The sequence below is a fragment of the Metallococcus carri genome (genome assembly GCF_011440275.1).
Classification (GTDB): domain Bacteria; phylum Actinomycetota; class Actinomycetes; order Actinomycetales; family Dermatophilaceae; genus Metallococcus; species Metallococcus carri.
Genome location: NZ_JAAOIV010000008.1, coordinates 1 through 12,682, shown reverse-complemented (window position 1 = coordinate 12,682; position 12,682 = coordinate 1). Strand labels below are relative to the sequence as shown.

Annotated in this window: 11 protein-coding genes; 9 read left to right on the top strand and 2 right to left on the bottom strand. The window is 68.6% G+C overall.

The annotated features are described in order from the left end of the window. Positions 1 to 4: 4 nt before the first annotated feature. The 4 genes from G9U51_RS11165 to G9U51_RS11150 all read left to right on the top strand — a co-directional run bounded on the left by G9U51_RS11165 (position 5) and on the right by G9U51_RS11150 (position 3,847). Positions 5 to 1,021, top strand: a complete 1,017-nt coding sequence (locus G9U51_RS11165; protein ID WP_328823443.1) for a DUF2891 family protein — start codon at positions 5 to 7, stop codon at positions 1,019 to 1,021. Positions 1,022 to 1,107: 86 nt separating this feature from the next. Beyond that, a complete protein-coding gene (locus tag G9U51_RS11160; RefSeq protein ID WP_166197009.1) occupies positions 1,108 to 2,460 on the top strand; it encodes a hemolysin family protein in 1,353 nt (450 codons plus the stop codon). Then, positions 2,460 to 3,491, top strand: a complete 1,032-nt coding sequence (locus tag G9U51_RS11155; protein WP_166197008.1) for a hemolysin family protein — start codon at positions 2,460 to 2,462, stop codon at positions 3,489 to 3,491. Before G9U51_RS11160 ends, G9U51_RS11155 begins: the two co-directional genes overlap by 1 nt. A gap of 50 nt (positions 3,492 to 3,541) precedes the next feature. Continuing rightward, entirely contained in the window at positions 3,542 to 3,847 is a 306-nt protein-coding gene (locus tag G9U51_RS11150) for an MTH1187 family thiamine-binding protein (RefSeq protein ID WP_166197007.1), read from the top strand. 330 nt (positions 3,848 to 4,177) lie between these two features. On the opposite strand, the gene G9U51_RS11145 is transcribed toward G9U51_RS11150, so the two are convergent. Both G9U51_RS11145 and G9U51_RS11140 read right to left on the bottom strand, forming a co-directional pair. Next, on the bottom strand, positions 4,178 to 5,920 hold the full coding sequence (locus tag G9U51_RS11145) for an acyl-CoA mutase large subunit family protein (protein ID WP_166197006.1): 1,743 nt from the start codon (positions 5,918 to 5,920) through the stop codon (positions 4,178 to 4,180). A 106-nt stretch (positions 5,921 to 6,026) separates the two neighbouring features. After that, positions 6,027 to 6,533 (bottom strand): MarR family winged helix-turn-helix transcriptional regulator, encoded by a 507-nt coding sequence (locus G9U51_RS11140; protein WP_328823442.1) that lies wholly within the window; start codon positions 6,531 to 6,533, stop codon positions 6,027 to 6,029. 158 nt (positions 6,534 to 6,691) lie between these two features. On the opposite strand from G9U51_RS11140, the gene G9U51_RS11135 reads away from it, so the two are divergent. The 5 genes from G9U51_RS11135 (at position 6,692) to G9U51_RS11115 (ending at position 12,027) form a co-directional block, all read left to right on the top strand. Next, on the top strand, positions 6,692 to 7,996 hold the full coding sequence (locus tag G9U51_RS11135; protein WP_166197005.1) for a polysaccharide deacetylase family protein: 1,305 nt from the start codon (positions 6,692 to 6,694) through the stop codon (positions 7,994 to 7,996). Between the two features lie 63 nt (positions 7,997 to 8,059). After that, positions 8,060 to 8,995 (top strand): tetratricopeptide repeat protein, encoded by a 936-nt coding sequence (locus G9U51_RS11130; protein ID WP_166197004.1) that lies wholly within the window; start codon positions 8,060 to 8,062, stop codon positions 8,993 to 8,995. Positions 8,996 to 8,999: 4 nt separating this feature from the next. Beyond that, positions 9,000 to 9,998, top strand: coding sequence for an alpha/beta hydrolase (locus tag G9U51_RS11125; protein WP_166197003.1), 999 nt, complete (start codon positions 9,000 to 9,002; stop codon positions 9,996 to 9,998). A 10-nt stretch (positions 9,999 to 10,008) separates the two neighbouring features. Next, entirely contained in the window at positions 10,009 to 10,755 is a 747-nt protein-coding gene (locus tag G9U51_RS11120; RefSeq protein WP_328823441.1) for an esterase family protein, read from the top strand. A gap of 27 nt (positions 10,756 to 10,782) precedes the next feature. Beyond that, positions 10,783 to 12,027, top strand: coding sequence for an ATP-grasp domain-containing protein (locus tag G9U51_RS11115; protein ID WP_166197002.1), 1,245 nt, complete (start codon positions 10,783 to 10,785; stop codon positions 12,025 to 12,027). Positions 12,028 to 12,682 lie beyond the last annotated feature (655 nt).

The following is a 12,682-nucleotide window of genomic DNA, read 5'->3' as shown; positions in this document are numbered from 1 at the left end:
CCCGGTGACCGACTGGCGCGCCGCATACGCCGAACCCTGGGCACAGACCGTGCTCACTGTGCTGGATATGAGCTATCCCTATGCGGCACAGCATGTTTCGAGCGGCCCGGATGATGTGGACGTCACCCCTGATCGGTTGCACCCGAGCTTCCACGGCAGCTTCGACTGGCATTCGTCGGCGCACATGCAGTGGTCCGGTCTGCGCCTGCTCCAGCTCGCCGGCAATCAGCTGACGCCGGCGACGCGGGAGGCGCTCACCCGCATGCTCGCGGACCGGTGGGATCCGGCGAAGATCCAGGCGGAGGCGGCATACCTGCGGGAGCATCCGAGCTTCGAACGGCCCTACGGCTGGGCGTGGGCGGCGACGATCGCGGCGGACGCGGGCAGCGAGTGGGGGAGCGCGACCCGCCCGCTGGCCGAGGCGGTTTTCGACCTGGTGACCGAGTGGCTGCCACGGCTCGCCTATCCGGTGCGCAGCGGCGAACATCCCAACACCGCCTTCGGGCTCGCCCTGCTGTATGACGCCGCTGGTCGCCTTCGTCGCACCGACGTGCAGGAGCTGATCGCATCCTCGGCGCGGGCGTGGTTCGCCGAGGACAAGGATTATCCGGCGGCCTGGGAGCCCGGCGGCAGCGACTTCTTGTCGGCTGCGTTGACCGAAGCGGATCTTATGCGAAGAGTGTTGGCCGACAACGAGTTTCGCGGCTGGCTGGGCGCGTTCCTGCCTGGTCTCGGCGGTGCGGGCGACACCCTGCTGAGCCTGCCCGAGGTGCGTGATCCTTCGGACGGCAAGGGTGCTCATCTGCTCGGGCTGGCGCTCTACCGCGCAGCGGCGCTGCGCCGGCTCGCGCCATACCTCGACGACGGCGCGCAGCGCCGGATCGCGGAGGCGACCGCACGCAATGTGGCCGCGGTCGAGGAGCAGATCGTGACCGGCGGCTTTATGGCGACGCACTGGCTGGTGTCCTTCGCGTTGCTCGCCGTCACCGCCGACGAGGACACTGCGCGAGACGGAAACTGACCGAGCTCACGGCTCGTTATCGTGGGTGACCCCGGACCCGACCCACAGAAAGCTGACGTGGACACCGATCGACATAGGACGAGACGATGATCGAGGTCCTGTTGCTGTTGTTGGCCGTGGTGCTCGTCGTGTTGTGCGGGCTGTTCGTGGCCGCGGAATTCGCCTTCGTGACCGTCGATCGGCGGGCCGTCGAGCGGGAGGCCGCCACCGGGGACCGGAGCGCAGCCGGTGTGCAGATCGCGCTGAAATCACTGTCGACCCAGTTGTCGGGCGCCCAGGTCGGCATCACGATCACCAACCTGGCCATCGGTTTCCTCGCCGAGCCGTCGCTGGCCCGCCTGCTGGACGGACCGCTGGGCGCGGTGGGCATCGAGGGTGATGCGGCCCGTGCGGTCGGCGTCGTTGTCGCCATGGCCGTCTCCACCACGCTGACGATGGTCTTCGGCGAACTTGTGCCCAAGAACTTCGCGATCGCTCTGCCCTTGCGCACAGCCCGGGCGGTGCAGGGCTTCATGCGCGGGTTCACCACCGTCAGCCGGCCGCTGATTACCTTCCTCAACGGCGCCGCCAACAAGGTTCTGCACCGCTTTGGGATCGAGCCCACCGAGGAGCTCGCCTCGGCGCGCAGCCCGCAGGAGCTGTCCTTTCTCGTGGCCCGCTCGGTCGACCAGGGCACGCTCGATGCGGCGACCGCCAATCTCGTGCACCGCAGCCTGCTGTTCGGAGACCGTCGAGCGGATGAGGTGATGACGCCTCGCTCTCAGCTGGACTTCATCGGCCCCGATGACCGGCTCACCGAGGTGGTCGACCGCATCCACGAGAGCGGACATGCACGCTTCCCGGTGGTTGACGCCCGCACTGACGAAGTGCTCGGGCTGGTCACCACCGCCCAGGTGCTCCAGGTGCCGGTCGACCAGCGCAGTGAGCGCACCGTCGCCGACGTCATGCTGCCGCCGACCCTCGTGCCGTCCTCGGTCGACCTCGACACGCTGCTGGAGATGCTGCGCGACGGTCCGCACCAGCTCGGTGTGGTGATCGATGAGTTCGGCAGTGTGGACGGTGTCGTCACGCTGGAGGACCTGGTCGAAGAGATCACCGGTGAACTGGACGACGAGCACGACCGACCCTCCGCCGCGCGCGAGCTGACCGCCGGCACCTGGGAACTGTCCGGGCTGCTGCGGATCGACGAGGTGCGCGACGCGATCGGGCTGTCGTTGCCGGAGTCCGACGACTACGACACCCTTGCCGGCCTGGTGCTGTACCACCTTGAGCGGATGGCCGAACCCGGTGACGAGGTGCGGCTCGACGGTTATGACAGCGAGCGCCGCACCCGGCCGGTCGTCCTCGGCGTTGTCGGCCTGGAGGGTGTGCGCATCGACACCGTGCGCGTCGTTGTCGGCGACCCGATCGAACCCGACGACCGCGAGGGGGAGCGCTGATGGACTGGCTGTTCCTTTTGCTCGCGGTGGTGTTGCTGGGTCTCAACGCCTTCTTCGTCGGCGCCGAGTTCGCGCTGATCTCGGCGCGCCGCAGCTCGATCGAGCCCTTGGCCCAGCGCGGCGACCGACGCGCGCAGATCACCCTCGGCGCGATGGAGAACGTGTCGCTCATGATGGCGACCGCGCAGTTCGGCATCACGATCTGCTCGCTCGGTCTCGGCGCCGTCGGTGAACCTGCCTTGGCGCACCTCATCTCCGGACCGATGAGCGCGCTCGGGCTGCCCGATGGCCTCGTCCACCCGGTGGCGTTCGTGCTCGCCCTGGCGATCGTCGTCGGCTTGCACGTCGTGGCCGGCGAGATGATCCCCAAGAACATCGCCCTCGCCGGCCCGGACCGCAGCGCTCTGTGGCTGGGCCCACCGCTGGTCCTGATCAGCCGGGTGCTCAAACCGTTCGTCCTCGCGATGAACTGGCTGGCCAACCGGGTCCTGCAGCTGCTCGGTGTCGAGCCGCGCGATGAGGTGGTGAGCACCTTCACCCGCGACGAGGTGCGCGAGATGGTGGAGGAGTCCAGCCGCGAAGGGCTGCTCGACGAGCACGAGCGCGAGTTGCTCAGCCGCGCCCTGCACTTCGAGGAGGGTTCGGTGCGCGAGGTGACGATCCCGGTCGCCGATGTCGTGCTGGCCGCCCGGTCGGCGCCCCGCGCCAAGCTGGAGAAGCTCGCCCGCGAGTCCGGCTTCTCCCGCGTGGCGATCTACGACCCGAAGGTGCAGGACCAGTTCGTCGGATATGTCCACGTCAAGGATGTGCTCGACAACGATCCCGGCAAGCAGTCCGAGCCGGTTCCCGACGGTGCCGTGCGCCGGTTGCCGTCGTTGGCGCCCGAGGCGACCCTGCGCGAGGCCCTGGAGACAATGCGGCGGTCGCAGGCGCACATGCTGCAGGTGCGCGACGGCGGGCGCACGGTCGGCATCATCGCCCTGGAGGACGTCATCGCCCGCATCGTCGGGCAGATCGCGGCGCAGGTCTGAGCCAGTCGTCCCGCGGGCGGCCGGTCGTGACGCCGCACTAACCTGGGGCCATGCTCGTCGCCTTCTCCGTCGCCCCCTCCACGACTGACGACGCGGACGGCTCGGTCAGCGCGGCCGTCGCCGACGCCATCGCGGTCGTCCGCGAGTCCGGCCTGCCGCACGACCTCGGCTCGATGTTCACCACGATCGAAGGGGAGTGGGACGAGGTCATGGACGTCATCAAGCGTGCGTGTGAGGCCGTCGGCAAGCACAGCCCGCGGGTCGGACTGGTGCTCAAGGCCGACATCCGGCCCGGCCACGACGGCATGCTCACCGCGAAGGTCGAGCGGATCGAGCAGCGCCTCAACAGCTACTGATCGAGCGACGTCCGCTGCGTTCTAGAGCGCTCTCTCGCGTCCTTTTCCGTATGCCGTCGCGCCGCCCCCCTGGGTGCCCGACCAACCGTTGCCTGATTCGCGTGGGGTGCTGGCCCGGCCAGCCCTACAAATCGCCCAAGTGGTCATTTTGCGCGGGTGTCAGCGAGGGTGGGGCGCGCAAATCGCCCAAGTGGTCATTTTGCGCGGGTGTCAGCGAGGGTGGGGCGCGCAAATCGCCCAAGTGGGCACTTTGCGCTGATCGCAGCCCAGCCAGCCCCACAAATTGCCCAAGTGGGCGCGCCCCGGCAAGTCTCCGAAGCCGGCTGAACCTCAGAAGCGAGCGGGCTCGCGATAGACGCCCCACACGTCCCGCAGCGCATTGCAGATCTCGCCCATCGTCGCCTCAGCGCGGACCGCCTCCAGCATCGGCTCGATCAGATTGCCTTCGCCACGCGCCACCTCGGTCATCCGGCTCAGCGCGGCCTGCACCGACGCGTCGTCGCGGGCGGCCTTGCGGCTGGTCAGCACGCGCACCTGCTCACGCTCGACCTCGTGCGACACCCGCAGGATCTCTAGGTCGCCGGCGAGCGACTCGGTGTGGGTGTTGACGCCGACGACGCGCTTGTCGCCCTTCTCCAGAGCGAGCTGATAGCGGAAGGCCGCATCGGCGATCTCCGACATGAACCAGCCCTCCTCGATGCCGCGCAGCAGCCCGTCGGTGATGGGCCAGACACCGCGACCGGTCGTGCCGGTGGATTCGGCCACCTGGGCGGCGAGGCCGGCGGTGTCGGCGCTGGTCAGGGTGGAGCCGCCCAGGCTGAGGATCTCGTCGAAGATCGCCTCGGCCTCGGCCTCGATCTTGTCGGTGAGTGCCTCGATGTACCACGAGCCACCGAGCGGGTCGGCGACATTGGTGACGCCGGTCTCCTCCATCAGCACCTGCTGGGTGCGCAGTGCTACTTCGGCGGACTGGTCGGTCGGCAGGGCGAGCGTCTCGTCAAGAGCGTTGGTGTGCAACGAGTTTGTGCCACCGAGGACCGCGGCGAGCGCCTCGACCGCGGTGCGCACGACATTGTTCATCGGCTGCTGCGCGGTGAGCGAGACACCCGCGGTCTGGGTGTGGAAGCGCAGCCACTGCGCCTTCGCGGTCTTGGCGCCATAGACATCGCGCATCCAGCGCGCCCAGATCCGGCGAGCGGCGCGGAACTTGGCGATCTCCTCGAAGAAGTCGATGTGGCTGTCGAAGAAGAAGGACAACCCGGGCGCGAACACGTCGACGTCCAGGCCGCGCGAGAGGCCGAGCTCGACATACCCGAATCCGTCGGCGAGGGTGAAGGCGAGCTCCTGGGCGGCGGTCGAGCCGGCCTCGCGGATGTGATAGCCGGAGACCGACAGCGGCTTGTAGGCCGGGATCTTCGCCGAGGTGTACTCCATCAGGTCGCCGATGAGGCGCAGGTGCGGCTCCGGCGCGAAGAGCCACTCCTTCTGGGCGATGTACTCCTTGAAGATGTCCGTTTGCAGGGTGCCGTTGAGGGTGCTGACGTCGACGCCCTGGCGCTCGGCGGCGACGAGGTACATGCAGAAGGCGGGGACGGCCGGGCCGCTGATCGTCATCGAGGTGGTGACCTGACCGAGCGGGATGTCCTTGAACAGGATGTCCATGTCGGCGGCCGAGTCGATGGCGACGCCGCAGTGGCCGACCTCGCCGAGCGACATCGGGTCGTCGGAGTCACGGCCCATCAGCGTCGGCATGTCGAAGGCGACCGACAGGCCGCCGCCGCCGCGGGCGAGGATGAGCTTGTATCGCTCGTTGGTCTGCACCGCGTTGCCGAAGCCGGCGAACTGCCGGATGGTCCACGGCCGGCCGCGGTAGCCGGTGGGGTAAAGGCCTCGGGTGTAAGGGAATTCGCCCGGCCAGCCGATGTCCTCGCGCACCTCACCGTCGGTGGGTCCGTAGACCGGGTCGACCTCGACGCCGGAGAGGGTCGTGAAATCCGCGTCGCGCACCTGACCCTTGGCCACCGCCGCGTCATATGCCTGCTGCCAGCGCTGCTGGCCCCGCTGCTCACCCATGTGAGCCAGGTTACTAGGACGTCCTACTATCTGTCGAAATCGCGTATGCCGAGGGTGCGCGGCTTGGGTGCCCGGCCTCGCCGACCGCTCAGAAGTGAGGCGTCGCTCAGCGCGTGCCGTCGGTGTCGGCGGCGCGCACCCGGCCCAACAGCTCGTAGAGCCGATCGTGGTCGGCGTCGGACAGCCCGTCGAGGCCGAACCGCTCGCGCTCCAGCAACGCGGTCGCCTGCTCCATCCGGCGACGCCCCTCCTCGGTGATGCTGGCGAGCGCGCCCCGGCCATCGCGCGGATTGGGCCGGCGCTCGACCAGGCCGGCCGCCGCCAGCCGCTGCACGATATTCGTCGCGCTCGTCGGGTGGATCATCAACCGCTCACCCACCTTGCCCATCGGCAGCGAACCGGTGCGGCTGAACGTCAGCAGCACCAGCGCCTCGTAGCGCGCGAAGGTCAGCTCCAGCGGTGCGAGCAGCTGGTCGTAGTGCGCGAGCAGCAGTTGCTGGACCCGCATGACCGAGGTCGCCGTGGCCATCGCTCGGTATGCCGAGTCCTCACCCCACCGCTCGCGCCACAGCTCGGCGGCGCGCTCGATGGGGTCGAAGGGCGGGCGACTCACGGTGTTGACGGTAGCGGCTGCGCCACGGCGGCCCCTGCTCGGTGTTGCCGGATTGTGACCGGGAAAGCCGCGACACGGCCGCAGCTTCACCGGGCATTCACCCGCCCGGCCTAGCCTGGCCAGCAGGGGCACTCGGGCAGACCACCGGGTGAAGGGTGATGGCACGCACTCGGGGATGGTGGGTGATCGGCGCGGTGACGGCGCTGACCGTCGCCGCGTGCGCCGCACCCTCGGTCGGGAGTCTCGGCGCGACGGACGGGCGGGCGACCCTGGCCGGCTCGGCCGCCGAGGACCCCACCCAGGTGCTGATCGCCGACGCGCTGCGGCTCGCCGACTCCTACGACTACGACGCCGCGCTCGCCCTGCTGCGCGGACGCACGGGCGCCGCCATCGAGCGAACGGTCCGGCAGATCAACGCGCGGAAGGCGAGCGCATCGGCATACCCGATGGACCGGGCGATCTCCCACCTGTTCTGGCACTCGCTCGTGGTCGATCCGCAGCGAGCCTTCCGCGGTCCGATCGCGGCCGGATTCGAGCAGTACATGGTGACGGTGACCGAGTTCCGGCGGCAGTTGCAGGATCTCTACGAGCGCGGTTATGTGCTCGTGCACCCACAGCGGATCGCGGCGCCGGGCGCGGACGGCACGATGACGAGGCAACCGATCGTGCTGCCGCCGGGCAAGAAGCCGCTGGTGCTCTCGGTCGATGACGTCAGCTATTACACCTATATGGACGGCAAGGGGTTCGCCTCCCGGCTCAAGGTCGGAGCCAACGGCCGGATCGTCAACGACTACACCGACGCGACCGGCCGCACCACGTCCGGGTCGTATGACGTGCTGCCGATCGTCGACGATTTCGTGCGGGCGCACCCGGATTTCTCCTACCGGGGCGACAAGGGCACGCTCGCCCTGACCGGGTACAACGGCGTGCTGGGCTATCGCACCTCGATCCGGGAGTATGGCGACAACCCCACCACCCGCGCGCAGATCGCCGAGGCGACCACCGTGGCCCGGGCGATCACCGCCGACGGGTGGCAGTTCGCCTCGCACACCTGGGGCCACCGCAATGTCGGGCGGGACAGCCTGGCCATGCTCACCGCGGACGCGCAGCGGTGGACGCGCGAGGTGCAGCCCATCGTCGGGCCGACCCGGTCGTTCGTCTTCCCCTTCGGTGCGGACATCTCCGGCATCCGGCCCTATGGACCGGACAACGCCAAATACGAACTGCTGCACAAGACTCTCGGTTTCGACTATCTCTTCCCGATCGACGCGAGCACGCCGGCGTGGATGCAGGTGGCCGGCGGGTCGCTGCGGCAGGCGCGGGTCAATGTGGACGGGCTGTCGATGCAACGAGCGCTGGGCAACAGCAACGACGTGCTGTGGACCTTCTTCGACGTGGCCGCCAGCGTCGACCCCGACCGCCCGATGCCGGTGCCGGGCGACACGAGCAACGCCGGTCGCTGAGCCGACCTCAGCCGAGTGCCGGGTCCACGCCCGCCGCGCGGCACGGTCGGACAGAATGAGGTCATGACGAACCAGCCGCTGAACCCGTCCGCGCTGCGCGGTGCGGTCGATCTGTCCAGTCTCGCCAAGCCCGCTCGTCCGACGACGCCGTCCGGGGGCGCGGGCGGCCAGGGCGGCTTTGTCATCGACGTGGACGACCGCACCTTCGCCGATGCCGCCCAGCAGTCGATGCAGGTGCCGGTGCTGCTCGCGCTGTGGTCCTCCTCGCGGGAGGACTCCAAGAAGCACCTGGACACCCTCACCAAGGTCGTCGAGTCGTATGACGGGCGCATCCTGTTGGCGCGTGCCGACATCAACGAGGCTCTGCAGATCCGCCAGGCGCTGCAGGTGCAGCAGGTCCCGATGGTGCTGGCGATCATCCAGGGCCAGCCGCTGCCGCTCTATGTCGGCGACCAGCCCGAGGCGGCGGTGCGGGATGTGGTCGAGCAGGTGCTGCAGGCCGCGCAGCAAGCGGGCGTGACCGGGCGGGTGGCCGGGGCGCCGGCGGACACCGACGAGGAGGCCGGCGACACAGCCGAGCAGCCGCTCTCGGCCGACCACCAGGCGGCCTTTGACGCGATCGAACAGGGTGATTACGCGGCCGCGATCGCGGCCTATGACCGAGTGCTCGCCGCCGACCCGGACGACGAGGAGGCGCGCCTTGGCCGCGGCCAGATCGTGCTGCTGCAGCGCACCGAGGGCGTCGACCTCAACCAGGCGCGCGCCGACGCTGCCGCGGCGCCGACCGACGTCGTCAAGCAGACCCTCGTCGCCGACCTGGACGTGCTCGGCGGTCACGTCGAGGACGCCTTCGCCCGGCTCATCGAGGTCGTCAAGGCGACCAGCGGTGAGGAGCGCAATGCCGCGCGCGAGCACCTGATCGGGCTGTTCGAGGTCGTGGGTGCCAGCGACCCGCGGGTGAAGAAGGCCCGCACCGCGTTGATGTCGGCGTTGTACTAAGTCCATGTACCTGCGCCTCGGGGACCGGGAGCGGCGGTATGACGCGGTCGCGCTGGAGGCCGACGTCTCGGCCGGTCCGTGCCGCCTGGAACGCCGGGGCTGGACGCGGGAGGTCGGCACCCAGGGCCTGTGGCGGCTGGAATACCGCTTCCTGGTCACCCGCCGCCGGCGGGTGCGCCAGGAGCCGATCCTCGACCCGCGCTGCCCGGACACGGTGGACACCGAGTGGGGCACCAAGTCCGAATGGCGTCGCAGCGACTACCGGGAGCCGGACTGGCTGACCGCGCCCACGGTCGCCGGACGGACCCGGCCACTGGACCTGCCGACGGCATACCGGATCCCGATGAAGACGCGCCTGTGGGCGCCCGCGGGGTTGCGGGCCGCGGATCCGGCGCCGCTGCTGGTGTGTCACGACGGCGACCACTACGAGCGGTATGCCGCGATCACCCAGTGGGCCGGGGCCCATATCGCCGCGGGGGTGCTGCCGCCGTTCCGGCTGCTGCTGGCCGACGCGCACCGGCGCAACAGTTGGTATTCCGCCTCGCCGGTCTACGCCCGCTCGTTCACCAAGGCCCTCGACGAGCTCGAGACGCGGTATGCCGTCCGCGGCTGGGTGGCCGTGATGGGTGCCAGTCTGGGTGGTCTCGCGGCGCTGCACGCCGGGGTGCGCGACGAGCGTGTCGGGGTGGTCTTCAGCCAGTCGGGGTCCTTCTTCGATCCGTGGATTTCGCAGGAGGACAACGGTTTTCGCGACTTCGACCGGATCGCCGACGAGGTGCGCGAGCTGAAGCGGATGCGACCGCCGAGGCGACTGGAGGTGGGGCTGTCGTGCGGGATGCGGGAGAGCAATTTCGACCTCAACGAGTCCCTGGAGCGGATGATGGCCGACCACGGGTGGCGGACCGTCTTCACCGGCTTCCCCGATCTGCACAACTACACCGCCTGGCGGGACAACCTCGATCCGGTGTTGCCGAGCCTTTTGCGCAGGGCCTGGGGTATGTGAGGCTGACCCCGTGAGCGGCGAGCGCGTCGAACTGCAGGTGCCGGACAGCGACGTCCGGCTCGGGGTGATGCGTTACGGCCACTGGGGCCGGCCGGTGCTGGTCTTCCCCAGCGAGGCCGGCCGCGCCGAGGATTTCGCGGCGCACGGCATGGTCGGGGCGGTGCAGGATCTCATCGACGCCGGACGGGTGAGCTTCTTTTGCGTCGACTCCGCGGACGGGTGGACCTGGTCGGCGAACGACAAGCCGACCGAGGAGCGGGCGCGCGGGCACGCGGCATACCTGAGATGGCTCGACGAGGCCGTGATCCCCTGGATCACCGAGCAACTCGGTGGCCGGCTGCCGGTGATCACGCTCGGGGTGTCGATGGGCGCCTATCACGCCGTGCACTACAGCCTCACCCGCGCGCACCTGGCGCCGCTCGGCATCGGCCTGTCCGGCAACTACGACCCGAGCAGCTGGCACGCGTGGGGCGAGACGGGCGATGCGACCTATTTCGCCAACCCGATGCACTATGTGCCGGGCATGTCCGGCGACCACCTGGAGTGGGTGCGTTCGGCGGCGTCGGTGCTGCTGGTGGTGGGGCAGGGCGCCTTCGAGTGGGAGCCGACCAAGGCCTATCCGTCGACGCTCGCGTTTGCACAAGTGTTGCAGGACAAGGGAATTCGTCACGAGCTCGACGTCTGGGGTCACGACAGCGCCCACGACTGGCCGTGGTGGCAGCGACAGATCGCTCATCACCTGCCACGCTTCTGCTGACGCTGCACGGTTCGCGAAGGGAGAGGTATGACGACCACCCAGCACCTCATCGGACTCCTGCTCGGGGCGGAGGAGGACTGGCCGCGCGCGTTCGAGGAGCTCGTGCGGCGGGTCGGCCCGATCACCGCGCCGGACGGGACGACCCACGAGGTGCGCTCGGAGCGGCTGGCGATCGAGCCGTTCAACCTGCGTGAGAAGCCGCGCACCGAGCTGGTGATCGACCGGCTGGCGCACTGGTACTACCACCCGCGCGAGTGGCTGAAGAAGGTCGCGCTGATGGACGACGTCTACCTGCTCAACAGCCCCTTCACCTTCCAGTCGATGGAGAAGCACTCGGCCTATTGCGCGCTGATCCGGCTCGGCATGAAGGTGCCCGAGACCGTGCTGGTCCCCTACAAGAACCCGGTCGACAATGTGCGCTGGGCCTACACCTCGAGCAAGTACAACCGGTCCTTCGACCTGGATGCGATCGCTGCCGAGCTGGGCTATCCGATGTTCATGAAGCCCTTCGACGGCGGCGCGTGGCGCGGGGTGTCGATGATCGCCGACGAGCACGACCTGCACCGGTCGTATGACGACTCCGGCGAGATGCTGATGCATCTGCAGAAGGCCGTCGACGGGTATGACGTGTTCGCCCGGGCGCTCACCATCGGCCCGGAGACGATGGTGATGAAGTTCCGGCCGGACGAGCCGATGCACGACCGCTACGAAGTGGCTTATGACTTCCTGTCGCCGGAGGCGGGCGCCGAGACACGGACCATCGCGCAGACGGTGAACGCGTTCTTCCGGTGGGAGTTCAACTCCTGCGAGATGCTCGTCAAGGACGATGTCGTCTATCCCATCGACTACGCCAACGCCTGCCCGGATGTGGCGCTGACCTCGCTGCACTACTACTTCCCGTGGGCGATCAAGTCACTGCTGAAGTGGTCGATCTTCTGTGTCGTCACCGGGCGCAAGGCGCGGACCCAGGTGGACACCGGCCCCTGGTTCGACATCGCCGATGAGGACACGGCATACGCGGACAAACTCGTTGAATATCAACGGCTTTCGGACGCGCACTTCGATTCCGAGCGATACTTCGAGTTCTGCGAGACGGCCCTCGGGCATGTCGACGAGCTCGTCCTCGACTGGGTGCTGTCGGACGATTTCGACCGGCTCTTGGTGGAGACGGTGCGCTCGACCTATCCCGCGCACGAGCAGGATCGCTTCCTCGGACACTTCCGCGGGCTCACCGGCCTGTGGGCCAAGGACGAAGAACAAATCCTCGGCTGACCTTCACCCGGCCCGCCGGTTGAGCAAGGCCCCCTCTCGCCGGTTGAGCAAGGGCCGCCACTCCGCTGGTTGAGGAAGGCCCCCCTTCGTTGGTTGAGCAAGGTGCGAGCTTGCGAGCGCCGCGTCGAAACCACGTGCAGCGCAACGCCTTTCGCTTGCTGTGTCCGCATGTCCGCACGAATGGTGCGGCGAATCTGCGGACACTGGACCCCTCGCTGGTTGAGCAAGTGAGCGACGAAGGAGCGAGCGCGTCGAAACCACGTGCAGCGTAACGCCTTTCGCTTGCTGTGTCCGCGTGTGCGCACGAATGGTGCGGCAGATCTGCGGACGCTACCCCCCTCGCTGGTTGAGCAAGTGAGCGACGAAGGAGCGAGCGCGTCGAAACCACGTGCAGCGCAACGCCTTCTGCCTGCTGTGTCCGCGTGTGCGCACGAATGGTGCGGCGAATCTGCGGACGCTGGGCGTATGCCGTCCCGCTGTGTCCGCGTGTGCGCACGAATGGTGCGGCGAATCTGCGGACGCTACCCCCCTCGACGCTTCTATGTTCGTCAAGCGGCGGTGAGGTCGGGTTGTGGTGGTGTGGGGTGTGCTGCGGTCAGGACGCGGTAGATCTTGCGGGTGAGGTAGGCGCGTAGGCAGCGTTTGGCTTCTTGGG